This window comes from Flexivirga endophytica, assembly GCF_014640635.1.
Lineage (GTDB): Bacteria > Actinomycetota > Actinomycetes > Actinomycetales > Dermatophilaceae > Flexivirga > Flexivirga endophytica.
The window spans coordinates 489452-513834 of the sequence record NZ_BMHI01000003.1 but is presented as its reverse complement, the minus strand read 5'-3'; the positions used below and the strand labels follow the sequence as shown (position 1 = coordinate 513834).

The 24383-nt window shown below is 69.1% G+C and carries 24 protein-coding genes and 1 pseudogene; 17 read left to right on the top strand and 8 right to left on the bottom strand.

What is annotated here, in order from left to right:
• Positions 1 to 8 precede the first annotated feature (8 nt).
• Positions 9 to 1013 carry an aldo/keto reductase family protein gene (locus IEX71_RS11045; protein ID WP_188837055.1) on the top strand — a complete coding sequence of 335 codons (1005 nt, stop codon included), beginning with the start codon at positions 9 to 11 and terminating at the stop codon, positions 1011 to 1013.
• 149 nt (positions 1014 to 1162) lie between these two features.
• On the opposite strand, the gene IEX71_RS11040 is transcribed toward IEX71_RS11045, so the two are convergent.
• Complete coding sequence (locus tag IEX71_RS11040; RefSeq protein WP_229749645.1) at positions 1163 to 2107, bottom strand: pirin family protein; 945 nt, start codon at positions 2105 to 2107, stop codon at positions 1163 to 1165.
• 45 nt (positions 2108 to 2152) lie between these two features.
• On the opposite strand from IEX71_RS11040, the gene IEX71_RS11035 reads away from it, so the two are divergent.
• Together IEX71_RS11035 and IEX71_RS11030 are read left to right on the top strand one after the other, a co-directional pair.
• Entirely contained in the window at positions 2153 to 2626 is a 474-nt protein-coding gene (locus IEX71_RS11035; protein ID WP_188837053.1) for a MarR family winged helix-turn-helix transcriptional regulator, read from the top strand.
• Between the two features lie 54 nt (positions 2627 to 2680).
• The gene (locus IEX71_RS11030) at positions 2681 to 3613 is read left to right on the top strand and encodes a pirin family protein (protein ID WP_229749644.1); all 933 of its coding nucleotides are present in this window, start codon (positions 2681 to 2683) and stop codon (positions 3611 to 3613) included.
• On the opposite strand, the gene IEX71_RS11025 is transcribed toward IEX71_RS11030, so the two are convergent.
• Complete coding sequence (locus tag IEX71_RS11025; protein ID WP_188837051.1) at positions 3598 to 4113, bottom strand: hypothetical protein; 516 nt, start codon at positions 4111 to 4113, stop codon at positions 3598 to 3600. The genes IEX71_RS11030 and IEX71_RS11025 overlap by 16 nt on opposite strands.
• 108 nt (positions 4114 to 4221) lie before the next feature.
• On the opposite strand from IEX71_RS11025, the gene IEX71_RS11020 reads away from it, so the two are divergent.
• The 5 genes and pseudogenes from IEX71_RS11020 to IEX71_RS11005 all read left to right on the top strand — a co-directional run bounded on the left by IEX71_RS11020 (position 4222) and on the right by IEX71_RS11005 (position 10430).
• Positions 4222 to 5667: a cytochrome ubiquinol oxidase subunit I gene (locus tag IEX71_RS11020; RefSeq protein WP_188837050.1), complete on the top strand. Its 1446-nt coding sequence runs from the start codon at positions 4222 to 4224 to the stop codon at positions 5665 to 5667.
• Positions 5668 to 5677: 10 nt separating this feature from the next.
• Positions 5678 to 6724 (top strand): cytochrome d ubiquinol oxidase subunit II, encoded by a 1047-nt coding sequence (gene cydB / locus IEX71_RS11015; RefSeq protein ID WP_188837049.1) that lies wholly within the window; start codon positions 5678 to 5680, stop codon positions 6722 to 6724.
• A pseudogene (locus IEX71_RS22885) lies at positions 6724 to 8217 on the top strand (ABC transporter ATP-binding protein/permease); the annotation flags it as partial. The gene cydB and the pseudogene IEX71_RS22885, both read left to right, overlap by 1 nt.
• Before the next feature lie 27 nt (positions 8218 to 8244).
• Positions 8245 to 10044, top strand: coding sequence for a thiol reductant ABC exporter subunit CydC (gene cydC / locus IEX71_RS22880; protein WP_444542666.1), 1800 nt, complete (start codon positions 8245 to 8247; stop codon positions 10042 to 10044).
• Positions 10038 to 10430, top strand: coding sequence for a BlaI/MecI/CopY family transcriptional regulator (locus IEX71_RS11005; RefSeq protein ID WP_268235951.1), 393 nt, complete (start codon positions 10038 to 10040; stop codon positions 10428 to 10430). Before cydC ends, IEX71_RS11005 begins: the two co-directional genes overlap by 7 nt.
• Positions 10431 to 10432: 2 nt before the next feature.
• On the opposite strand, the gene IEX71_RS11000 is transcribed toward IEX71_RS11005, so the two are convergent.
• Positions 10433 to 11317 (bottom strand): M56 family metallopeptidase, encoded by an 885-nt coding sequence (locus IEX71_RS11000; RefSeq protein WP_188837047.1) that lies wholly within the window; start codon positions 11315 to 11317, stop codon positions 10433 to 10435.
• A 26-nt stretch (positions 11318 to 11343) separates the two neighbouring features.
• Positions 11344 to 13494 (bottom strand): hypothetical protein, encoded by a 2151-nt coding sequence (locus IEX71_RS10995; RefSeq protein ID WP_188837046.1) that lies wholly within the window; start codon positions 13492 to 13494, stop codon positions 11344 to 11346.
• Positions 13495 to 13813: 319 nt separating this feature from the next.
• On the opposite strand from IEX71_RS10995, the gene IEX71_RS10990 reads away from it, so the two are divergent.
• The 5 genes from IEX71_RS10990 (at position 13814) to IEX71_RS10970 (ending at position 18748) form a co-directional block, all read left to right on the top strand.
• Positions 13814 to 15262, top strand: coding sequence for a UDP-N-acetylmuramoyl-L-alanyl-D-glutamate--2,6-diaminopimelate ligase (locus IEX71_RS10990; RefSeq protein ID WP_229749643.1), 1449 nt, complete (start codon positions 13814 to 13816; stop codon positions 15260 to 15262).
• A gap of 277 nt (positions 15263 to 15539) precedes the next feature.
• Entirely contained in the window at positions 15540 to 16364 is an 825-nt protein-coding gene (locus IEX71_RS10985) for a glycerophosphodiester phosphodiesterase (RefSeq protein WP_229749642.1), read from the top strand.
• A 115-nt stretch (positions 16365 to 16479) separates the two neighbouring features.
• Positions 16480 to 16908, top strand: coding sequence for an ATP-binding protein (locus IEX71_RS10980; RefSeq protein ID WP_229749641.1), 429 nt, complete (start codon positions 16480 to 16482; stop codon positions 16906 to 16908).
• Positions 16909 to 16918: 10 nt separating this feature from the next.
• Positions 16919 to 17770: a P1 family peptidase gene (locus IEX71_RS10975; RefSeq protein WP_188837043.1), complete on the top strand. Its 852-nt coding sequence runs from the start codon at positions 16919 to 16921 to the stop codon at positions 17768 to 17770.
• Positions 17771 to 17875: 105 nt separating this feature from the next.
• The gene (locus IEX71_RS10970; protein WP_188837042.1) at positions 17876 to 18748 is read left to right on the top strand and encodes a DUF5926 family protein; all 873 of its coding nucleotides are present in this window, start codon (positions 17876 to 17878) and stop codon (positions 18746 to 18748) included.
• A 7-nt stretch (positions 18749 to 18755) separates the two neighbouring features.
• Here IEX71_RS10970 and ykgO read toward each other — a convergent pair whose 3' ends face one another.
• The 3 genes from ykgO to IEX71_RS10955 are packed head-to-tail and all read right to left on the bottom strand — an operon-like array spanning position 18756 to position 20147.
• Positions 18756 to 18878, bottom strand: a complete 123-nt coding sequence (gene ykgO / locus IEX71_RS10965; protein ID WP_188837041.1) for a type B 50S ribosomal protein L36 — start codon at positions 18876 to 18878, stop codon at positions 18756 to 18758.
• A complete protein-coding gene (gene rpmF, locus IEX71_RS10960) occupies positions 18875 to 19051 on the bottom strand; it encodes a 50S ribosomal protein L32 (RefSeq protein ID WP_188837040.1) in 177 nt (58 codons plus the stop codon). The genes ykgO and rpmF overlap by 4 nt, the downstream gene beginning before the upstream one ends.
• Before the next feature lie 19 nt (positions 19052 to 19070).
• Complete coding sequence (locus IEX71_RS10955; protein WP_188837039.1) at positions 19071 to 20147, bottom strand: GTP-binding protein; 1077 nt, start codon at positions 20145 to 20147, stop codon at positions 19071 to 19073.
• Between the two features lie 111 nt (positions 20148 to 20258).
• On the opposite strand from IEX71_RS10955, the gene rpmB reads away from it, so the two are divergent.
• The 3 genes from rpmB to rpsN are packed head-to-tail and all read left to right on the top strand — an operon-like array spanning position 20259 to position 20967.
• The gene (gene rpmB / locus IEX71_RS10950; RefSeq protein WP_188837038.1) at positions 20259 to 20495 is read left to right on the top strand and encodes a 50S ribosomal protein L28; all 237 of its coding nucleotides are present in this window, start codon (positions 20259 to 20261) and stop codon (positions 20493 to 20495) included.
• Entirely contained in the window at positions 20495 to 20665 is a 171-nt protein-coding gene (gene rpmG, locus IEX71_RS10945) for a 50S ribosomal protein L33 (protein WP_188837037.1), read from the top strand. The genes rpmB and rpmG overlap by 1 nt, the downstream gene beginning before the upstream one ends.
• Entirely contained in the window at positions 20665 to 20967 is a 303-nt protein-coding gene (rpsN, locus tag IEX71_RS10940) for a 30S ribosomal protein S14 (RefSeq protein ID WP_188837036.1), read from the top strand. Before rpmG ends, rpsN begins: the two co-directional genes overlap by 1 nt.
• Here rpsN and IEX71_RS10935 read toward each other — a convergent pair.
• Positions 20948 to 23173: a hypothetical protein gene (locus IEX71_RS10935; RefSeq protein WP_188837035.1), complete on the bottom strand. Its 2226-nt coding sequence runs from the start codon at positions 23171 to 23173 to the stop codon at positions 20948 to 20950. The genes rpsN and IEX71_RS10935 overlap by 20 nt on opposite strands.
• 158 nt (positions 23174 to 23331) lie before the next feature.
• Between IEX71_RS10935 and IEX71_RS10930 the strand changes: the two genes are divergently transcribed.
• Positions 23332 to 24186: a prephenate dehydratase gene (locus IEX71_RS10930; RefSeq protein ID WP_188837034.1), complete on the top strand. Its 855-nt coding sequence runs from the start codon at positions 23332 to 23334 to the stop codon at positions 24184 to 24186.
• Positions 24187 to 24383: the final 197 nt, after the last annotated feature.

Below are 24383 nucleotides of genomic sequence, written 5' to 3'. Positions count from 1 at the left end.
TGGGAGTCATGGACTTTCGCTACCTCGGCAACTCAGGCCTGAAGATCTCCGAGATCACCTACGGCAACTGGCTCACCCACGGCTCACAGGTCGAGAACGACGCGGCCATCGCGTGCGTCCGCGCCGCGCTCGACGCCGGCATCACGACCTTCGACACCGCTGACGTCTATGCCAACACCGCCGCAGAGACGGTGCTCGGCGAGGCGCTCAAGGGGCAGCGTCGCGAGAGCCTGGAGATCTTCACCAAGGTCTACTTCCCGACCGGCCCGAAGGGTCACAACGACACCGGCCTGTCGCGCAAGCACATCACCGAGTCGATCAACGGCTCGTTGCAGCGGCTCGGCACCGATCACGTCGACCTCTACCAGGCGCACCGCTATGACTACGAGACGCCGCTGGAAGAGACGATGCAGGCGTTCGGTGACCTCGTCCGTCAGGGCAAGGTGCTGTATGTTGGCGTCAGCGAGTGGACCGCGGATCAGCTGCGTGCCGGGCACGCGCTCGCCAAAGAGCTTGGTTTCCAACTGATTTCGAATCAGCCGCAGTATTCGATGCTGTGGCGGGTCATCGAGGACCAGGTCGTGCCGGCGTCGCAGGAGCTGGGCATCTCGCAGATCGTCTGGTCACCGGTGGCGCAGGGCATCCTGACCGGGAAGTACAAGCCGGGCGAGCAGCCGCCGGCCGGGAGCCGGGCGACCGACGAGAAGGGCGGCGCGGACATGATCTCGCGCTTCCTGAACGACGAAACCCTCACGGGCGTGCAGCAACTCGCGCCGATCGCGGCGGACCTGGGGCTCACCATGGCCCAGCTCGCCGTGGCCTGGGTGCTGCAGAACGACAACGTCGCCAGTGCGCTCATCGGCGCGTCGCGGCCGGAGCAGGTCACCGAGAACGTCAAAGCGTCCGGTGTGAAGCTGGACGCGGACGTGCTGTCCCGCATCGATGACGCGCTGGGTGGCCTTGCGCAGCGCGACCCGTCGCTGACGAAGTCGCCGGAGACGCGCGTCGCCTAGCCATGCTGATCGAGTAGCGGGGGAGCGCAGCATCATGCTGATCGAGTAGCGGGGGAGCGCAGCGGAGGAGCGTATCGAGATCGAGGCGCTCGGTCACCTGGTCTCGATACGGCCTCGGCCTACTCGACCCGCTTGTTCCGCTTGTCCTGCTACTCGACCCGCTTGGGGCGGGGTTTTCGCGGCTTGAGGCGCACGGGCGGGAGCTCGGGCGCCGGGATGCGGTCGATCTGGCCGTCATACCCCTCGACCCGGCCGAATCGACCTGTGTCTGCTTGCCATTCGTCGCGCGCGGCCACGACTTCCTCGTGGGTGCGCGCGACGAAGTTCCACCACATCACGATGTCCTCGTCCAGTGGCGTGCCGCCGATGAGTATGGCGCGGGCGGGCGAGTCGCCGGACATGAAACGGATGTGCTCGCGGCCAGGATCGACCAGGCCGAGCTCCGCGTGCTGCAGCACCAGCGCCTCCTCCTCCATCGCGTCCCCCGGGGCGATGGTGAGGTCGCCGTCGTCCAGCAGCACGGCATGCTCGAACGCTGGATCGACCTCGACGTCGACAGCCGTGCCGGGCGACAGCTCGAGCTGTGCGGCGACCAGTGGAGTGAACGTGCGGACCGGGGAGGTCGCGCCGGCCAGCGACCCGACGAAAACCCGCGCACTCGCCTCGCCGGCCATCACCGGAAGCTGGGTGACCGGCGTCGTGAAGTGATCGAAACCGTTGGTGCCGTTGCGGTCCACGTCGGGTTGGGCGACCCACAGTTGGACGCCGCGCAGGTTGTCCGAGCGGGACACCTCCGAATGGCTGATGCCGTTGCCCGCGGTCATCAGGTTGACCTCGCCGGGTCGAACCAACTGCACGTTGCCGGCGCTGTCCCGGTGCTCGACCTCGCCGTCGAACAGCCAGGTCACCGTCTGCAGGCCGCAGTGCGGGTGCGGCGCGACGTCCATCGGCGTGGTGGACGGGCCGAAGTGGTCGGCGAAACACCAGGCGCCGACGAGGGTGCGATCGCGGTGCGGCAGGGTGCGCCGCACCAGCATGGCCCGCAGGCCGCCGAGCGGCACTTCACGAGGCTCCAAACGCTGCAAGGTCGTCATCCAACACACCATAACCTCTCAAATTTGAGACTAGTCTGATCATCGATGGTCACCTCCCGTATGCGCATGTGGCGCGACTACTTCGAGTCGAGTGTGTTGTTGCAGAACGCGCTCGACGAGCAGTTCCGCGCCGACTCCGATCTGACGCTCGCCGAGTACAACCTGCTGTTGCTGCTCCACGACGCGCCGGACCGGCGGCTCCGGATGGGTGATCTGGCGCGCGGGATGGTCTTCTCCAGCAGTCGACTCAGCTATCAGATCAGCGTGCTGGAGAAGCGTGGCCTGGTATGCCGTGAGCGTGACGCGCACGACGCGCGCGTCATACACGCGTGTATGACGGATGCCGGCAAGCAGAAGTTCGACGAATCCGGGCGCTCGCACCTGATGGCGGTGCGGCAGCTCTTCCTCGACGACCTCGACGCGGACGAGGTCGCCACGCTGGAGGCGGTGTTCGGGCGGCTCAAGACGAAGCTGCGCGAGCCCGCCGACCGGACCAGGAATAATTCAAATCTGAAGTAAGTTGATCCCGATATGCCTGCTGTCACAGTGTCGAACATCCTCACCCTCCCGCGCGTGTCCACGCCAGAGCCGAGTGCGCAGTCGCGCCCGGTCCGGTCGGTCACCACCGCCCCGCAGGGTTTCGAGGGTGAAGGTTTCCCGGTGCGCCGCGCGTTCGCCGGTGTCTCGATGGCGGATCTCGATCCGTTTATCCACATGGACCAAATGGGTGAGGTCGAATACGCCCCCGGTGAGCCGAAGGGCACGCCCTGGCACCCGCACCGCGGTTTCGAGACCGTCACCTACATCATCGACGGGATCTTCGAGCACCAGGACAGTGCCGGTGGCGGTGGCAGCATGACCGACGGCGACACCCAGTGGATGACCGCCGGTTCCGGCCTGCTGCACATCGAGAAGCCGCCGGAGTCGCTGGTCGTGTCCGGTGGGCTCTTCCACGGCTTACAACTGTGGGTCAACCTGCCCAGCACGATGAAGATGACCGACCCGCGCTATCAGGACATCCGCGGCAAGGAGGTCTCGCTGCTGTCGAGCCCGGACGGCGGGGCGCTGCTGCGCGTCATCGCCGGTGAGGTCGATGGCCACGACGGCCCCGGCATCACCCACACTCCGATCTCCGTCATCCACGCGACCGTCGCACCGGGCGCGCGCGTGCAACTGCCGTGGCGCAAGGACTTTAACGCGCTCGTCTACGTCCTAGCCGGTCGGGGATCCGTTGGTGCAGAACGCCGTCCGATCGAGATGGGCCAGCTTGCGGTCTTCGGTCCCGGCGACGTCATCGAGGTCGCGGCCGACGACAACCAGGAGTCGCGCAGCCCCAGCCTGGAGCTCGTCATTTTGGGTGGGCGGCCGATCCGCGAGCCCGTCGCGGCATACGGGCCGTTCGTCATGAACACCCGCGAAGAGCTGATCACGGCGTTCGAGGACTTCCAGGCCGGCCGGCTCGGCACCGTCCCCGCGGAGCCGCACCCAGGTCACGACGTCCTCTGACCCCTCCGCCGGCGGGCCGCGGTGTGGCACCGGGCGATCAGCTCGACGGCGGTCCACGTCCACGCCACCAGCACCACGAGTTGTATGACGAAGACCGGCGTCGGCGGCAATGCGTCGTAGTCGGCGAAGAACTGATAGAGCGTCAGGAAGACCGCCGGTCCGACCAGCCAACGGGCGCAGCGCCAGCCGGTCCAGCCGATGAGTGGGCGACCGACGCCGATCGGCGTCGCGATGGCTCGCATGCTCGTTCCGTCGATCGCCAGCGCTGACGTCATACGCGCCTTCCAGCCCAGCCAGGCCGCCGCGGCCGGCAACGGTGTCCAGCCGAAGAAGACGATCGAGAAGATCGCGGCGACCGGTCCCATGCTGTCGCCATACGGGTGATTCCTGTTGCCGCTGACCACACCGGCGGCGATCGTGGCACAGCCGAGCATGGCACCACCGGCGATCACGACCAGGACGCACGTGACGACGGTCCGGAGCGTCGACGGGGCCAGCATGCGCGTCACCCTAGCCGCAGAACCGCGGCCGTATGCCGCGCTCGCAAACTACTACGCGTAGTAGTAACGTTGATTACGACAAAACGTAGTAGTCAATGAGGAGGCGGCGTGGACGCCCTTGAGCTGGCGAGGTGGCAGTTCGCCATCACGACGGTCTACCACTTCCTGTTCGTGCCGATCACGATCGGACTGTCCGCGATCGTGGCCGGTTTCCACACCTGGTACCTCCGCCGACGCGATCCCGAACTGCTCCGGTTGGCGAAGTTCTTCGGCAAGCTCTTCACGATCAACTTCGCGCTCGGGCTCGTGACCGGCATCGTGCAGGAGTTCCAGTTCGGGATGAACTGGTCGGACTACAGCAAGTTCGTCGGTGACATCTTCGGTGCGCCGTTGGCGTTCGAGGCGCTGCTCGCGTTCTTCATGGAGTCGACGTTCCTCGGGCTGTGGATCTTCGGCTGGGGACGCATCCCTGAGAAGATCCACGTCGCCTGCATCTGGATCGTGCACATCGGGACGGTGCTGTCGGCATACTTCATCCTCGCCGCGAACTCCTTCATGCAGCACCCCGTCGGCTACAAGTACAACCCGAAGACCGGGCGCGCCGAGCTGACCGACTTCATCGCCGTGCTCACCAACAAGGTGCAGTTGGTGACCTTCCCGCACGTGCTCGCCGCGGCATACCTCTGCGGTGGCGCGTTGGTGATGGGCGTCGGGCTCTGGTCGATGCGCAAGCACACGCACGACAAACTGATGTACCGCAAGGCTGCACGCGTCGGCGCTGTCATCACCCTCATCGCGGGCATCGGGGTCTCGATCACCGGTGACACGCAGGGCAAGGTGATGACCGAGGTCCAGCCGATGAAAATGGCCGCGGCAGAGGCGCTTTACCAGACACGGGACAGTTGTGCGGAGTTCTCGATCTTCACCATCGGGTCACTGGACGGCGAGCACGAGAAGTTCGCGATCACCGTGCCGTGCGTGCTCAGCTTCCTGGGCACCGGATCCTTCAACGGTCAGGTCAAGGGCATCGACGACCTGAAACATGAGCTCCCGCAACAGATCTCGCAGGCCGCCGAGCAGCGTGGCGAGCCTGCCCGCTACGTCCAGCCGGCCGATGCGGTCTTCACCCCGAACATCCCGCTGGCCTACTGGTCGTTCCGGCTGATGATCGGCATCGGTATGGCGGCCTCGGCCATCTCGGTCGTCGTGCTCTGGCTGACCCGCAAGGGGCGCTCGGAGGTGCCGCGGTGGCTGGTGCTCGCCGGCATCGTCTCACCGTTGCTTCCATTGCTGGGCAACAGTTTCGGCTGGATCTTCACCGAGACCGGGCGTCAGCCGTGGCTGGTGTATGGCGTGATGACCACGTCCTCGGGCGTCTCGCCGAACGTCACGATGGGCACCGTGATCACTTCGATGGCGGTCTTCACGATCCTGTATGCCGGGCTCGCAGTCGTCGAGGTCAAGCTGATGCTCGACTACACCCGGCACGGCGCGGATCCTTACCAACCCACGAAGCAGTCCGCGGACGACGAGCCGCTGGCGTTCTCCTACTGAGGAATTCACCATGCCACTGGAAACTTTCTGGTTCATCCTGATCGGCGTGCTCTGGGCGGGTTACCTCGTCCTGGAGGGTTTCGACTTCGGCGTCGGCATGCTGCTCGCGGTCATCGGCCGGGGGAGTACGAAGGCCGAGACCAACGACAAGCGGCGGCTCATGCTGACCACGATCGGCCCCTTCTGGGACGGTAACGAGGTGTGGCTGATCACCGCGGGTGGTGCCATGTTCGCGGCCTTTCCTGCCTGGTACGCAACGATGTTCAGCGGTTTCTACCTCGCGATGCTGCTCCTTCTCGTCGCGTTGATCCTGCGCAACATGGGTTTCGAATACCGCTACAAGCGGGACAGCGACCGGTGGCGCGCCGGCTGGGACGCGGCGATCATCGGCGGCTCGGTGTTGCCGCCGCTGCTGGTCGGAGTCGCACTGACCAACCTGATCCACGGCGTCCCGATCGACCGGTCCGGCAACTTCACCGGGACCTTCTTCACGCTGCTCAATCCGATGAGCCTGCTCGGTGGGCTGACCCTGGTCGCGGTCTCGCTGGTGCACGGCGCGTTCTTCCTAGCACTCAAGACATCGGGGTCGATCAGGGAGGAGGCGCGCACCGTGGCCCGCCGATGTGCCCCGGTCGCAGCTGTTCTCGCCATCGCGCTGCTCGTCTGGGTCAACGTGCACACCGGCACGATGTGGTCCTGGCTGGTGGCAGGGCTCGGCGTGCTCGCGTTCGTCGGCGCACTCGCGGCCGACCGGATCGGTCGGGATGGGCTGGCCTTCACCGGCACCTTCCTGACCATCGGCGCCACCGTGGCCTGCTACTTCCTCGCGACATACCCCGACGTCATGCCGAGCACGACCGCCGCGGCATACAGCCTGACCGTGCACAGCGCGGCGAGCTCGCACCTCACGTTGCAGATCATGACCGGTGCTGCGTTGGTGTTCACGCCGATCGCGGTGCTCTACTCGGCCTGGAACTACTGGGTCTTTCGTAAGCGGATCAGCACCGATCACATTGCGCCGCAGACGGATCCGCTCGCGAAGGTGAAGGTCGGCTGATGCGACCCTTCGACCCGCGACTATTGCGCGCCGAGCCGCGCGTGCGGCGCCCGCTGGCAGTGCTGGGCGCGATCGGTGTCGCGCAGGGTGTGCTCGCCATCGGGCAAGCACTCGCCGTCGCCGCGCTGGTGGTCGCCGTGGTGCGCGAGCAGCCGTTGCTGGGCCCGTCAATCCTGGTCCTGGTCGTCTTCGGACTCCGCGCAGTGCTCGGGGGAGCAGCGGAACGCGTTGCGGCATGGGCGGGTTCGTATGTCGGGTCCTTGCTGCGACGCCGCGCCGTCGACGGTTGGCTCGAGCGCACCATCGATACGCGGCCCGGCGAGACGGTCATGCTGACGCGTGCCACGAAGGGCCCCGAGGCGATCGAGCCGTATGTCGCCCGCTACCTACCCGCGCTGATCAGCGCGGCGGTCGTGCCCGCGCTGGCGCTGGTGGCGCTGGCATTCACCGACTGGGTCAGCGCGCTCATCGTGGTGCTGACACTTCCGTTGCTCCCGCTCTTCGCCGCGCTCATCGGCATGCACACGCGGGATGAGACGGCGGCGCGCTGGCGCGAGACCGACCGGTTGACAGGGCATTTCCTCGATGTCATGCGTGGCCTGCCGACCCTGGTCAACTATCAACGGGCCGAGCACCAGGTCGGGCTGGTACGTGCGGTCGGGCAGCGGTGGCGGGTCGCAACGGTTCGCACGCTGCGCACGGCGTTCCTCAGCTCGGCCGCGCTCGAACTGCTGGCCACCATCTCAGTGGCGATCGTCGCCGTTGCGGTGGGGCTGCGGCTGGTGAGCGGAGGGATGAGCCTCGAGGTCGGCCTTGTCGCCATACTCCTGGCGCCGGAGGCGTACTGGCCGATCCGCAGGGTGGGGCAGGAGTTCCACGCCGCGGCCGACGGCGCGCAGGCGATCGACGAACTGCTGGCCGACCAACCGGCGCCGGACCCGATGACCGTTGCATCGGGAGCGGCGCTACAAGCACGGAACCTGGACTATCGCCACCCGGGCGTGCGCGACCTGGTGCTGCGTGGTCTCGACCTCGACTGCCGCACCGGTCTGACCGCGCTGAGTGGCCCGTCAGGTAGCGGGAAGACGACCGTGCTGGAGCTGCTCGCGGGCCTGCGCACGCCGACGAGCGGGTCGGTGCAGCGCGGTCGCGGGTCGGCCGTGCACTACGTGACGCAGCGTCCCTTCCTCGTGCCGGGAACCGTCGCCGACAACCTCGCGCTCGGTGGCGCGCTGCCACCCGGCAGCGACTGGCTCCCGGAGCCGCTGCGTCGGCTGCCCGACGGCCTGGCGACGACGGTCGGCGACGAAGGCTTCGGCCTTTCCGCCGGCCAGCGCGCGCTGCTGGCGCTCAGTCGCGCGCGACTGTCCGACGCCTCGATCGTGCTGCTCGACGAGCCCACCGCACACCTCGACCCGGCGATGCGCAGTCAGGCGGAAGCGCTGATCCGCGACCTCGCCCGGAGCCGAACCGTCGTCGTCGCCACGCACAGTGACAGTCTGATCACCTTGGCGGACAACGTGGTTCGACTCGCACCGACGGTGCGCGTCGAGCCTGTGAGCAACGGCTCACGTCCGCGCAGTGCTCCGGCACGCCCCGTCGAGGTGCACCCCGTCGTGGAGCAGCAGGTGCCCAGCACCCACCGCCATTCCGTATGGCGCCCGGTGCCGGGCGTCCTGCGCGCCGCGACGGTCGGATCGCTGGCGACCACCTGCGGGGTGGCGCTGACCGCGACCTCGGGATGGCTGATCGTGCAGGCCAGCACCCGCCCGCCGGTGCTCACCCTGATGGTGGCGATCGTCTGCGTCCGCGCCTTCGGCATCGGGCGTCCGGTGCTGCGCTATGCCGAGCGGATCCGCTCCCACGACGCCGCACTCGGCGATCTGGTCGACCGGCGGGCATCGCTGTTCGCCCGGTTGATTCCGCTCACACCCGCTGGGCTTGGCCGGCGCCGTCGGGCCGACGTGCTGACCGGGGCGGTGAGTGACTTGGACGACGAGGTGGACGTGCAGGTGCGCGCACTGGTGCCGCTCATCGGCGTCGCCGTGACGGCACTGCTGGCCACCGCAGTGGTCACGGCACTGCACCCGCCCAGCGGCATGGTGCTCGCCGGAGCGCTGATGGCAGCGGCTCTGGTCGGCTGGTGCGACTACCGGCTGGAGAGCGCCGGCCAGCGCCATACCCTCCGAGCACGTGCGTCGGTGAACGATGCCGCTCAGCTGCTGACCACCGATCTTCCTGCGGTGCAGGCGATCTCGGCCACCGAGCCGCTGCTCGCGCGACTCGACGATGCCGCTCGGGACAGCACCCGCGCCGCCGGGCGGCAGGCGCACGGCCGCGCCGTGGGTGTCGCACTGACCGCCCTGCTGGCCGGCGTCGCGACCGTCCTGACCGCGATCCTCGCGCAGGACGGGCTGGCCGCCGGCAGGCTCGACGCCCCCGTCGCCGCCCTGCTCGTGCTCGGCCCACTCGCCCTGACCGACGTGTTCGCGGCGATCCCGGACGCGGTCGGCGCTGCGGCTCGGGGACGCTGGGCGCACGCACGGTTGGCCCGGCTCACCGATCAGGAGCCGGCGGTGTCGGACGAAGCGGCCGTCGCCGCCGTTGCGCAGCCGGTCAGCACGCAGCCCGGCCTGCGGTTGCAGGACGTCCACGCATCGTGGACCGGTGCCGACACCGACGCTGACACCGCCCCCGACCTGGCCGTGGACGACTTCCGGCTCGCGCCCGGCGAACGGATCAGCGTGACCGGCCCCAACGGCGCCGGGAAGTCCACGCTGCTGGCGGTGCTCGCGCGGCAGCTCGAGATCGACTCCGGCAGTTACGAATTCGACGGAGTCGAGGCACGGCACCGCAGCCCCGCCGAGGTGCGATCCCGGCTCGCGATCGTCGACGACGAGCCGCACGTCTTCACCGGTACGGTGCGCGCAAACCTGTTGCTGGCCCGGCCCGACGCCGAGGACGCCGCTGTCGCGACCGCGCTCGTCGACGCGGGGCTCGGCCGATGGCTGGCGTCGCTCCCAGACGGCCTCGGCACCGAGCTCGGTGCGGGACGGAGTATCAGTGGTGGCGAGCGGACCCGCCTGGCGATCGCCCGCGCGCTGCTCTCCGAGCGCCCGGTGCTGCTGCTGGACGAGCCGGTGGCACATCTGGATTCGCCGACGGCACGCGCGGTCATGCACGACGTGCGCACTGCGACGGCGGGTGCTTCCGTGGTCGCGGTGTCCCACCAGGCCGTCGCGGCGCTGGCGCCGGACCGTGAGTTCGCCATACGGGTGCCGGGAGCGCGGCGCCCGAGGGTTACCGTGTCGTCGTGGTGAGGCAGGGACGGTCCGGGCTCGGTGACCTGGAGAGTGCGGTCATGGAGCAGCTGTGGGCGCTCCCGGAAGACGGCTGGCTGTCGGTCCGTGAGGTCCACGAACGCCTCGTCGACCGCGACCTGGCCTACACGACGGTGATGACGGTGCTCGACCGGTTGGCGAAGAAGGACCTGGTCAGTCGCGAACGCGCCGGCCGCGCCTGGCGCTACCGCGCGGCGTCGACCCGCGACCAGCTGACCGCCGAGGTGCTGCGGTCCAGCCTCGAGCCGCTCGCGCCGAGCGACCGCAAGGCGGCCCTGTTGCACTTCCTGGACAACGCGTCGGAGGCCGACATCGACGTGCTGCGGGCCGGCCTCGCCGACGTGGAGCGCAAACACTCCCGCTGACGTCAGCCGACTCCCAGCAGCGCACCCCAGGCGATGACGCCGGTCGCGAGCACGATGACGGCAGCGCTCAGCAGCACGCCGGTCGACAGCAACCGGTGGCGGCGCGGGTCGGCGAGCAACTCCATCCGACGTACGGCCGCCTCACCGCCGGCCCCGAGCGTTGCGTCCGGGTGCGTGCCACCGGCCAACTGCACCAGACCCCGTGCCACGGCGACCGCTCCGACCGACCGGCACGCGGCCCGGTCGGCGAGCAACTCGATGAGCAGCCGCACCTCCTGGATGCCGCGGTCGCTGCGGATGGCGCGCGGCACGGTGGTGTGCAGCACGGTGAAGAACTCCAGCACGAGGTCGTGGCGCAACCGCAGATGCGCCCGCTCGTGGGCCAGCACACCGTTCAGCTCGTCCGCAGGCAACGCATGAATCGTGCTGTCGGTCAACACAACTCGACGGCGTCGACCCGGAATGCAATAGGCAGTCGGTGTCGGGTGCGCCAGCACGGTCACCGCGTCGTATGGCGTCCCCGCTGCCGGGGCATCACCCAGCAGGTCGACGAGTTCGGCATGTTCGCGTCGCGTCGCGCGCAGGGTGCGGCCGATCCGGTGCCCCTGCAACAGCAGCCGCGCGAGGATCAGGCCGGAGATCGCCAGTCCGACCAGCAACAACGGTACGTTCGCAGCAGGAGCCGGGATCTGTCGACCGTCCCGGACGAATTGCAGGATCGCCAACGGCGCCAGGCTGACCGACGCGAAGACCGCGGACAACGAAATCGCCTGCCACAGCAGCAGAGTCGGCCCGGGGACCCGCTCCAGGCCGGTGAATCGCGGCAGTAGCCGCGGAGCCGGCCAGGTGAGCAGGACCGCGACCAGGAGTAATCCCGCCGTCAGCACGACGCCATTGTCGCCGAGCGGTCGCGCTACTCCTTGAGTGGCACGGCATACAGCGTGGTGTCGCTGCCGACCGAGGCGACGCAGAAGGCGACCTTGGAGGTGCCGCCGCGCGGGATGCTGACCTGGCCGCTGGTCGTCTTCGCCGGACCGAGCGACTTGCCCTGGTCGGTGGCGGTCAGGACGTTCTCTCCGGACATGCTCCAGCAGTTGTCCTGCGACATGGCGATCGGCGACCACTGTCCGGTGATCACGTGACTGTCACCCGTCGTCATGTCGACCCAGACGTTGCTGCCGACCGCCCAGCTCTCGTCCGGCGCGAGCATGAAGTTGCTCGGGAAGACAGCGGGTTTCACCGGTTCGGTGGTGACGCGCGGGCGCAGCTTCGGCAGCGAGAAGGCACGCAGCAGTGAGGCTGTCGGGTCGTCGTCGGGCACGAAGGCGGTGATGAGCTGGTCGCCGGTCGCCGCGACGAAGGTACCGGGCGTCGTGCCCTTGGGTGCTTGTAGTTGCTTCGGCTTGGGAGCCTTCTTGGCGTCCTTGCTGAGCCACACCCGTCCCTGGGAATCCGTCGCCACCAGGCTGCCGTCGGTGAGCATCGCCACCGGGTTGGCGCCCTTGGGCAGCGCACGCTGGGTCAGCTTGTCGCCGTGCAGGATGTAGGCGCTGTCCTTGTCGTCCGGTTTGGTGAGAATCACCCCGCTGCGGGTGAGCCCCACGCTCCACTTGGGCTCGAGCGGCCACGTCTTCGGATCGCCGCCGTCGAGCGGGTAGGCCAGCAGCTGGGTCTGGGTGCTGAGCAGGATGGCGTCGGTCCCGTCGACGGGCACCAGCGCTGGTCCGTGCGCCACGACCGCCTCGACCGGCAGGTCGGCCTTCCACTGGGTCTTGCCGGTGTGCGCGTCGAGCGACAGCAGCTGGGTGCCGCCGGTGGTGTCGTTGTCGACGGTGCACACCAGTTGCTTCTCGGTCACCGCGAGCTGCGGTGACACGTCGGAGAGTTTGACGACCGACCACAGATAGCTCGCGGGCAGGCCGGCCGGGGAACGGATCCCGTCCGGCAGCGGCGTGCCGGTCACCGCCGGTGTCGGCCCGGTCGCGGTGTCGTCGTCGCGGAACGCGAAGAACCCGGCCGCGGCCGCACCGACGAGCACCAGGGCACCGGCGCCACCGAGCAGCAGGGTACGGCGGGAAGGGCCACCGCGGTCGTCCGCCGGTGCGTTGTCCTCGTCGCGCTGGTAGTCCTCGTCGTCGACGGCCGGTTCGGTCTCCGCGGCCGTGTCGAAGTCGTGCGGTAGATGGGTCAGCGTGGTCGTGGTCGGGATGGGTCGGCCCAGGTCGTCGGTGAGCGCCGCGGTCGGCGGGGTCAGCCGTTCGGTGGCCTCCGCGTCCTCCGGCTGGTGGTCCGGCTCGTGATCGACGTATGCCGGCTGCGCCTCCGGCTCATCTGGTGTCTCCGCGGGGCGGAACGCGTTGACCGGCTCGGCGGCCGCTGCGGCGGGGTGCGCCGGCGGAACCTTGGAGGTCGCCGGTGTGTGAGCGGGTCCGACGACCTGCGGGGTGCCGTCAGGAGCGAGGGCGATGTGCCAGACCCGTCCGTCGGGGGTGCGGCCGAGCACCCGAACGGTGTTGCCGCGGTCGTGCGTGTCCGCGCGCACGCGGGCCTCGCGCAGCAACTCCTCGTAGGGGTCCTCGCCACGTGTCAGGGGGATCTCGTCGTCGTCGACCAGGCCGACGAGTCGGTCGTCGTGCTGCTGCAACTCGATGACGTGCGCGATCGTGTCCGGCACCGGACCGCCTGGCGTTGCGCCGCCTGCTGCGCGCGCCGCTGCTGCACCGGCCGCTGTGCCACCTCCTGCGCCCGCCGTCGTCGCCGGGGCCGGGGTCGATCCGTCGTCCGTCGGCGGCGCCGGGACCTCCCATGCCTCGCCGTCCGGTCCGATGGCCAGATGGAAGGTGGCGCCGTCCTGCGTCATACCGGTGACTCGGATGGTGCGACCCGGCTGCGTGCGATCGGCACGCCGGCGGGCGGCGCGGATCAGCGCGCGGTGGATGCCGACGCCCGGAGGCACGGTGAGCTGCTCGTCGTCCAGCCACGCCGTGGGCGCGCCGTTGGCGTCGTTGCGCACCTGCAGGACGAACGCCGGACGCGGCGGGACGTCGTGTTCGTGCTCAGTCATGGCGCTTTCGGATCGTGGGCAGAGGGTTGGTGTCCGGGCCGGAATATTACCGACGGGTCAGGACGACCGGCCGGGTGTTTCACGGTCGCTCAACGCGAGTCTGACACGGTGCGTGCCCGCCTCCGACGGCGCGCCGCCGCCGAAATCTGTTCGTGACCTTTGCGGGGGCGGGCATCGACGGCTCGTCCTCGGACTCGATGCTGCCGTATAGCTGAATCTAGCAACGAGCAAATATATGAGTAGAAAGCCTCATCGAGGCCGCGGCTCGCCGGGCCTGCCCTGCGCCTGCGAGCGCTGCGGTGGCGGGTACGCTCCCACGGTGTCGTTGGACCAGGAAACCGTTGCCCGAGTGCTCGGCGTGGACGTGCCGCCGCTCGCAGGCCCGATCGTCGCCGTGACCCATGATTCGCGGGACGTCGTGCCTGGCGGTGCGTTCGTGGCGATCAACGGGTTCACCACCCGGGGCGCCGACTTCGTCCCGCAGGCGTTGGAGCGCGGCGCCACCCTCATCGTCGCCGAGGAGCCGATCGACGGCGTGCCGACCGCCGTGGTCGCCGACGACCGGGTCGCGCTGGCGGCGCTCGCGACCGAGCTGGCCGGCCACCCGTCGCACGACCTGACGGTCCACGGGGTGACCGGCACCAACGGCAAGACCACCAGCTCCTACGTGCTGCACGCGATCCTCACCGGTGCGTATGGCGAAGCCGCCACCGGCCTGATGACGACCGCTGAGGTCATCATCGGCTCCGAGCACGAGACGGCCGTGCGCACCACCGGCGAGGCCACCGTGGTGCAGGCCAACCTCGCCCGGATGCGCGACGCCGGTGTGCAGCACGTTGTCCTGGAGACCAGCTCACACGGCATACATCTGCATCGTGTGGATGGAACTCGTTATGCCACAGCGCTTTTCACCAACCTGACGCGCGACCATCTGGACCTGCACGGGACGATGGAGCACTACTACCGGACCAAGCGCAAGCTCTTCCAGTGGACGAGCGGCCCGAAGCTGGCCAATGCCGACGACGAGTGGGGTGCCCGGCTGGCCACCGAGGTCGAGGGCACCCGGACCTTCGGTGCCGCGCAGGACGCCGACTACCGCATCGAGGCCGAGCGTCGCGACGGCGTTCGGACAGTCTTCGAGCTGGTCACACCGGGCCACGGACGACTGACCCTGAGCATCCCGTTGCTCGGCGACTACAACGTGCACAACGTCGCCGGCGCCGCCGGCATCGCCCTCGAGCTGGGTATGTCCCCTGAGGTCCTCACCCGATCCGTTCACGAAATGGCCCAGGTTCCAGGACGATTCGAGCGCGTGCCGGCAGCTGTCGACCTCGGTTTCGAGGTCGTCGTCGATTACGCACACACCGACGTCGGTCTGGCGGCGGTCCTCGAGGTCGCCCGCGAGGTGGCCGGTGACGGCCGGCTGCTGTGCGTGTATGGCGCAGCGGGTGCCCGCGACCGCGACAAGCGTCCGAAGATGGGCGCGGTCGCCTCACGGATGGCGGACGTCGCGATCATCACGACCGATGACGCCTACCACGAGGACCCGCAGGACATCGCGGACGAAGTGATGGCGGGTGCCGATCCGGCCAACACCACCATCGTCATCGACCGGCGGGCCGCGATCGACAGTGCGTTGCGGCAGGCTCAGCCCGGTGACGTCGTCGTCGTGGCGGGCAAGGGCCACGAGCGGGTGCAGCACCTGGCCACCGGCGACGTTCCCTTCCACGACGTCACCGTCGTCACCGAACTCCTCGCCTCCCGCTGACCTCAGCCGGCGCGCGTGTCGCCGGCCCCTGGGGGTGTGCGTTGGTCTCCCCAGTGTCGAGTCGTGTACGGGTATGTCGGTCTGGGGTGTGCGTTGGTCTCCCAGTGTCGAGTCGTGTACGAGTATCGGTGCCCGGAGCGTTCACAGGTCGACACTGGGGAGAGTTGTGTTCGCCTCCCGCTGATCTCAGCGCGGACGGACCCTGCTCGGAGACTTCGCCGTATCCGTGTGAGCGGGTCGGCGCGACTCGCGCCGGCGGCTTTGCGACGATGGACCCGTGCGCACAGTCGGCTCACCTCTCGGTGGCGGCCCTCCCAAGGTGATCGCTCACCGCGGGGCCAGCCATGAAAACCCCGAACACACTCTCGGTGCCTACGAGCGCGCGATCGACGTCGGTGCCGACGGTCTGGAGTGCGATGTCCGCCTCACCGCCGACCGCCACCTGGTCTGCGTGCACGACCGCCGCGTCAACCGCACCTCCAACGGGCACGGGGTCGTGTCGGCGCTGGAGCTGGTGCAGCTGGAGGGACTGGACTGGGGCAGCTGGAAGGCCGCGCACGCCGACGAGAACGAGATGCCGGACCGGCACCACGCCGACATCCTCACCCTGCGGCAGCTGATCCGCTCGGTCGTCGCGAGCGAGCGCAAGCCCGATCTCGTCATCGAGACCAAACACCCGACCAGGTATGCCGGCGAGGTCGAACGCCGACTGGTCGATCTGCTGGGTGAGTTCGACCTGTTGCGACCGGGGCCGGGAAAGCCAGTGATCCGGGTGATGTCGTTCTCCCACTTGGCGATCCAGCGGATGGCCAAGCTCGCACCGCACGTGCAGCGCGTCCAGCTGATCGAGGTGAGCACCTCCCCGCGCTTCCGGGACGGACTGCCGCCCAACGTCGCGATCGCCGGGCCGCGCATGGGGATCGTCCGCCGCAATCCCGAATTCGTTGCGCGACAACACCATTACGGCCACCAGGTGCACGTGTGGACCGTCGACAAGGAACCCGACATCGAGCTGTGTCTGCGGATCGGTGTCGACGCGATCATTTCCAACCGCCCTGCGCTGGTCCGCGAGATGGTCGACGCGGCCTACCCAGGACGGTGAGCGACCGATCCGGCATGATGGCTGGCCGACCCGCTGAGTCGGGCACGACTTACGGACACGACACACGACATACGGCATGCGACGGCAGATGAAGACGACGAGAGGTGGCCACGACGTGAGTGACAAGCGCAAGTCCGAACCCTGGGTGCGGACGGTGCGGCTGCCGTGGACGATCGAGTCGGTGCCGCGGGTGCGCCAGGAGGTCGTGGCGGACCTGGGCGCCGGCAAACTGCCCGACTCGGTCGTCGAGGAGGCCGAGACGGTCGTCGCCGAGCTGGTCGCCAACGCGATCCTGCACGGCCGTCCCCTGCCTGACGGCACGGTGCGCGTCCGGTGGCGGGCCCGCCCGCCCCGCGTCGAGATCGAGGTCACCGACGGCGGATCCGACAAGCAGCCCAAGCCCAAGCCGCAGGCCGACTGGGCGCCGAGCGGCCGTGGGCTGCGCATCGTGCGGTCGCTCGCCTACGAGTGGGGCGTCAATGACGAGGACGGACACACCATGGTGTGGGCGGCGCTCGGTGGCGCGTCCCGACGCCGGATTTGAGAGTCCCCGTATGACGATCCCGATCGACGGCGTGAAGGTCGGCCACTGGACCGACGAGAAGGCCCGAACCGGTTGCACCGCAATCGAATTCCCCACCGAGACCGTTGCGTCATACGAGTGCCGCGGCGGGGCTCCGGCGGCGCGTGAGCTGGCGCTGCTGGAGCCGGACAAGTCCGTCACCAGCATCGACGCGTTGCTGCTGACCGGCGGCTCGGCCTTCGGGCTCGCGGCTGCCGACGGCGTCATGCGCCGGATGGAAGAACTCGGCCGAGGCGTGCCCACCCCCGGTGGTGCCGTGCCCATCGTGCCCGCGCTGGGTCTCTTCGACCTCGCGGTCGGTGATGCGTCCGTCCGGCCCACCGCCGATGACGGGTATGCCGCGGCGGCCGCCGTCACCACGGACGAACCCGCGACCGGCCAGGTCGGTGCCGGCACCGGTGCGATGGTCAGCCACTGGCGCGGCCCGGACGGGGCGCGGCCCGGCGGCATACGCACCGCTACTCGCCGGCTCGGTGCCGTCGTGGTGTGGACCCTGGTTGTGGTCAACGCCTTCGGCGACATCGACGACGGATCCGGGCCGGTCGACACCGCATCGGTGGAAGCGTTGCAGCAGCCCTTCGAATTCGACCGCACCCACACGACGATCGGCGCCGTCGTCACCAACGCGACCCTCGACAAGGTCGGCTGCCGCATCGTCGCCCAGGGCGCACACGACGGACTGGCTCGCGCGATCACCCCGCCGCACACCCGCTTCGACGGTGACGCGTTCGTCGCCGCCGCGACAGGTGAGGTCGAGGCACACGTCGACGTCGTGCGACTGCTGGCGCTCGCCGCGGTCACCGACGCGATCCGGCACGTCTAAGAGCCCTGCGAAATGCGCGGACGGAGAGAGTCGGGTCCCCGCGAAGTATTCGGAGGAACGGAGCGGGGGAAGAAACTTTGTGGGGTGGCTCTACGCTGATGCCCCATGGGTAAGGCATCGCGCCGCAAGGGCGCCGACAAGAAGGCCGCGCGCGCGGCACGAGTGCCCTTCGCGGCCAGGCCGTTCGAAGGCCTGCCGGGGGAGACCAGCTGGGTCGCGATGCGCGAGATCCTGCCAGCTGCCACAGCCCGGCTCTCCTTCTCGTATGACGGGGCGGAGCACTCCGCCACCGTCGCGACCGTCCTCCCGCTGGCCTGGGCCGGCCTGCACCGCTCCGACGGCGAGCGTTTCATCGCGACCCAGTCCGGCGCTGGTTCGGGCGACCTGAGCCGCGACCTGGCTGCCGCCCTGATCGGAACGGTCGAAGCCGGACCGGGCGAGCCGGTGATCAAGACGCCGCCGGTGACCGGTGAGACACCGCGCCTGCAAGACCTGCTGTCCGCCGACGTTCCGGAGATCGAGCTGCACGACGGGTTCGACTTCTGGGTCGAGCAGGACGAGCTCGACGACGCGACCGCCGCCTCGCTGGAGCAGGCCAACGCCGCGATCACGCCGACGGTCGCGTTGCCGTCGACCGAGTCCGCCTACTGGTGCCGCATCGGCGAACGCACTTATGTCCGTTGGGTTTTGCCGCACTCGGAGGACGAGGCCACCGCAGCACTGGCCCGCCTGCACGCCGCCGGCCACGACGGTCTGGATGATGGCCGCCTGTTGGGCGCGTTCCGCACCTGCGGGCTGCTGGTCCCGGTGTGGGAGGTCGACGCTGCGGCGGAGGGTTCGTCATACGACGACGGCATGGAGCAGTTGGCCGGCCGCTTCGACGAGGCGCTCGCGTCGGTGCGCGCCGGTGACGCGCTGACCGACGACGAGCGTCGCGCCCGCGCCGGACTGGTGTCCCGTCAGATCACCATCCGCTGAGCCGGATTCAGCCCTGCCGCGCCTTCATCCGTGGATTCTGCTTGTTGATGACGTACGTCCTGCCGCGGCGCCGCACAACCTGTGACCCCGGCTGGGATTTCAACGAGCGCAACGATTTCCGGACCTTCATGAGCTCACCTTCGGATTGACGAGACCGCGTTCGACGGCACGCGCGATGCGGCGCGGCACGAGGACCATGCCGTCCTGTGTGTGCACGGGGACGAGCGGCGGCGGCAGTGCGCGCCATTGCGCCCGGCGGTGTCGGGTGTTGCTGCGGGACATCTTGCGTTTGGGGACTGCCATGGGTGTTCTCCTTCATCGGTCAGATCAGGTCGTGTACGCCGCCGAGCCAGGGCTCGAGGCCGTCGCGCCGGACGTTCCACCGCGTGCCGCGGGCGAGCAACTCGTCGTCGGTCAACGCGCAGTCGGCGAACGCCCTGCAGATGTCGGTCGGTTCGGCGTGGTCGCGCAGACCGACGACGGTCAGCCGTGAGGTGGGCGCCCCGTTCCACGGGCCATGCGCACCGAGGCGCACCTGTCCGGCGGCGCCGTCGAGGACACAGACCGTTGCGCGGGTGGGCAGCCAGACACAGCCGCGGATCCGATGACTGCCGACGCACATCGTCTCAAGGGCACTGGCGAAGCGGTCCGGGTGCAGCGGGCGGTCCGCACATAGGTCGAGCGACCAGACATGATCGCTGTCCAACGCCGGCAGGTCGTGCCGGCGTACTTCGGCCACCCACTTCTCGGCTTGCCGGTGGGCATGGATGCCGGTCACCAGTTGCCCACCCGGCAGGTCGGCCCAATCGGTGGCGAGCAGCGACGACGGTCGGCGCAGTGCGTTGAGCAGGTCGGTCCCGGCGGCGTCCGCGGGGCCGAGGAGCTGCACCGCATCGGCATACTCGACGATCCCGGCCAGTGTCTCGGCGAGACCGCGGTCGTCACCGGCAAAGGTCGGCACACCGTGCTCGCCGAGGGTCAGGTCGCTGGTGAGGTCGGGCACGACGGTGTCGCCGCGGACCGCCGCGACGACGCCGTGGATGTGCAGCGGCAGTCCGTCGAGTTCGGTCTGCAACGCGCACACGCGGCAGACCTGCAGCGCCGATGCCCCCGCGGGAAGCTGCGCGACGATCGCACCCCATCGGTCGAGCTCCTGCAGCCGGCGCAGGGTCGGGATCACGTCCTCCCGTATGGCGCACGAGGTGCACCCGTGATCCAGCTCGACCCGCTCGGTCTCCAGCCGGCCGCGGATGTCGCTGACGGTGCGCACCAGTTGGTTGGTCGCGTCGTCGATGCGGTATGCCGCGACCACCGGATCTGGGAGATCGAATTGGGTTGCGACTGTGACGGATTCGATCACGTCCGGGTCGACGCCGGTGATCACCACGATCGGGGTCATGGGCGCTCACCACCGTGGTCGTGGAGGGGCGCGTGTCGGGGGTGGATGTCGGGTTTCACGGTGCCTCACTGTAAGTTAATGGGAACGATTCTCATTATATCTGGAGGCATCATGTCACGTCACTGCCAGGTCACCGGAGCGGTGCCCGGCTTCGGCCATCGCATCTCCCACTCGCACCGGCGCACCAAACGACGCTTCGACGTCAACGTGCAGCGCAAGAGGTACTGGGTGCCGTCCCTCGGTCGGTTGGTCACCCTGCGGGTGAGTCCCCGCGGCATACGCACGATCGATCGGCGTGGCATCGACGTCGTCGTGGCCGAGTTGGTCGCGCGCGGGGAGCGGATCTGATGGCGCGGCGTAGCCAGGACGTCCGGCCGAAAATCGTCCTCGAGTCCACCGCGGGCACCGGCTACCGCTACGTGACCGAGAAGTCCCGCCGCAACGATCCCGACCGGCTCCGACTGCGCCGGTACGACCCGGTCGCGCGACGACACGTCGAGTTCAAGGAGGCGCGCTGATGGCCAAGACCAGCAAGATCGCCGCGGACCGGCGCCGTCGGGAGGTCGTCGCGAAACACGCGGCGCGGCGGGCCGAGCTCAAGCAGCTGGCCAGGAACGCTCCGACGGATGACGAACGCGACGCTGCACGTGCAGCGCTCGCCCGGCTGCCGCGCGACGCCTCGCCGACCCGGTTGCGCAACCGCGACGTCGTCGACGGCCGGCCGCGCGGTCACCTCGCGGCGTTCGGCCTGTCCAGGATCCGCTTCCGGGAGATGGCACTTCGCGGTGAGCTGCCGGGGGTCACGAAGTCGAGCTGGTGACCTGCGGGTCGTCCGGTGGGGAAGTGGCGGCGGAGGCATCGGTCGGGGCATTGGTCGGGGCATCGGCAGAGGAGCCGGCCGACTGCTTCGGGTGGGCGAGGGTGCCGCTCACCCGTGCCTCGGCCGGCGGATGACCCGACGGCGCAGCGGCCAGCAGCATCAGCAGCGGTGCCAGCAGCAGCAACCCGGTCGGCGGGATCGACACACCGGAGTCGTTGGACGCGAAACCCAGGATCCAGCAGACGACGATCGCGGCCAGGCCCTCACCGAGCATCGGCACCCGCCGGACCAGCGGGAACAGCAGGCGGCCCGGCCAGCGGGACGGCGTCAGCAGCACGGCGATCGACAGGATCAGGATCAACGGCACGAGTGCGGTCAGCCCGTTGCTGGTCAGCATCGTCCAGTTGGCCCGCACGATCCGCTCGAGCCCGGAGAAGTCGCCGTGGTAACGGATCTGAGCGACGAAATCGCCCAAGTGCGTGCGGTATTGGGGAGGTCGCAGGTAGTCCAGCACGCTGATCGTCCCGACGATCGCGACAGCGGAACCGATGATCAGCGCAGCACGCCGCCAGGTCAGTGCCAGACCGCCGGCGTTGAGTGCGAGGTAGGCGAACGCCGGGAACATCGCGAGCGGGCCTGCCCCGTCGGCGCCCCAAGTGGGCGTGCCGTCGATGAGCAGTGTCACCAGCCCGATCAGGATGACCGTGGTGGCAGCGAGTTTCCGGTGCCCGCCGCGGATCAGCACTCCGGCCAGCAGCGCGCAGATCAACAGCGACGACGTGGCGATCAGGGCGTCGCCGACGTTGCCCATGCCGTAGAACCGGCCGCCATACACCGGCTGCAGACCCATCATCGAGACGAACTGCAACGGCGTCCCGTGTATGACGTCCAACAGCAGCACCGACAACGTCACGAAAGCGATGAACAGCGGTGCGCCGATGGGGTAGCGGCGCCAGGGGCCGAGCAACGCGAGGGCCGCGATGACTACGGCGAAGCCCACCACTCCCCAGCCCAGCGCGGTGCGGGGTTCGGGCGCGTCCCACCAGGGCACCAGCCCGATCAGCCAGGTGCTGACCGGCATCGAGGCGGTCACGGCCGCGCACCCGCTCAGCCACCACCGCAGCGGTGTGCTCGAGCCGGCGGGGACGCCGGACTGTTGCGCGCGACGACGACGGAGCCACCACCAGACGACGCCGGCGCCCAGCAACACCACCATCGCCACCACGAACCGGGTCAGGAAGTCCGCTGACAGGCCGTGCTCCACGCGCAGTTGCATCGCGACCATGCCGGCGTCGGTGATCGCGCTGTCGCCCGCCGGCCGCGGCTGCACGGCCGGGCGCCGTCCCTCCGGCTGGTGCGGTGCCTTGTCGCCGAGCCGGGCGAAGACCAGCGCGGACAGGTCGGTCAGTTGCACGACCCCCGGCTGGCGGGTCGAGTTGGAGGTGAGCAGGCCGTGGGTGACGCCCGGGCCGTTGATCACGACGCTGTGCAGCACCTCCGGGCCGGTGGCATCGGAGAACCCGGCGACCACGACCGTCGCGTTCGCGGGCGCCTTGGCCAGCAGTTTCCCCAGCAGTTTGTCGTCGATGGACTGCAGGCTGATGAACGTGATCGGGCAGGCGTTGATGTCGACGGTGGCCGGATCGGCGACGTAGTGCTCGACCCGCCCCTGGGCGTTCGCGGCCGCCAGCGATGCGTACTGGCCGGCGGAGGTGATGCACTGACCGGCGCCGGTGAGCCGGGTGGCGATGTGTGACGGGTCGGCGGGGACCGACCGGGACAGCGCCCGGTGGCGCACCCGCGGCCACGCCGGGTAGACCGCCGGGGCACCCGAGCCGGTGGTCGACTCCGAGGTGATCGGATTCGGCGGTGCGGGCGACCAGCACTTCTTCGGCGTCTCGCCGGGCGCAGTCATCGGAACGCGTTTGCCCTCGCTGGTGCGCTTGCCCGCGCCGAAAGTCAGCCACGACTGGCCGTCGCAGCTGTGCGAGCTGAGACTGCGGGTGGTCAACGAGCCGACTGCGCCGTCCTCGGCCAGCTTCCACAGGTTCGGCGTCTTCTTCGCGCTCACCTGGTCCCAGGACAGCGTCGGCTGGCTGACGACGATGAGTGGTCCGGGCTGACTGATCTTCTCGGCGGCGGGCCACTGGGTCAGGAACGAGATCAGGTACGACCCACCGACGGCGACGACAGCGACACACACCACGCACACAAGCCACCGTCGGAACACCGGGCAAAGGTTACGGGACGAAACCAGCAATGCCGCATCCCAAATGGTGTATGGCGGATGTGAATCGCCCCGCATTCCCGTCCGTATGACGGTGCGTCGACGCGTGCCCCGGGCGGCGTTCGTAAACTTCGGACGTGATCCAACCTCGACGCATCGCCTACCAGGGCGAACCCGGCTCCAACTCGCACGCGGTGTGCGAGCGCGAATTTCCCTACCTGGAGTCCGTGCCGTGCGCGTCGTTCGAGGACGCCTTCGCCGCGGTGGAACGCACCGACGACGACGGGCCGAGTGCCGATCTCGCGCTGATCCCGATCGACAACTCGCTGGCGGGGCGCGTCTCCGACATACATCACTTCCTGCCGACCAGCGGCCTGCACATCGTCGGGGAGCACTTCCACCGGATCCGGTTCTCGCTGCTGGGTGTTCCGGGTGCGTCGATCGACCAGCTGCGGACCGTGCACAGCCACGTGCACGCGCTCGGGCAGTGCCGCAACGTCATACGGGAGCTCGGCCTGGAGCCGGTGATCTCCGGTGATACCGCGGGCGCCGCGCGCGAGGTCGCCGAGGCGGCCGACCCCACCATGGCTGCGATCAGCCCGCCGCTGGCCGCGTCGATCTACGGCCTGGACGTGCTGCGCGAGGACATCGAGGACGAGGACCACAACACGACCCGCTTCGTGGTGCTGTCGCGGGAGTTCATCGTGCCGCCGCGTGGCTCGGGTCCGATGGTGACCAGCTTCATCTTCAACGTGCGCAACATCCCGGCCGCGCTCTACAAGGCACTGGGCGGCTTCGCCACCAATGGCATCAACATGACCAAGCTCGAGTCCTACATGGTGGGCGGCAAGTTCGCCGCGACGCAGTTCCTCAGCGAGGTCGACGGGCACCCCGAGGACCCGGGCCTGAAGCTCGCGCTGGACGAGCTGCGCTTCTTCACCACCGACGTCAAGATCCTCGGTGTCTACCCCGCGTCCCCCGAGCGGCACTGAGTCGTCTGGCTCGACTCTTCGCACGACGGCCGGGCTGGAGGGTGTCCCGAAGTGCCGACGGTCGGTCCGTGGGGACGGGTTGGGCGCTGGAGTGTGTCCCGAAGTGCCGACGGTCGGTCCGTGGGGACGGGTTGGGCGCTGGAGGGTGTCCCGAAGTGCCGACGGTCGGTCGGTGGGGACGGAGCGCGTGCGCAACC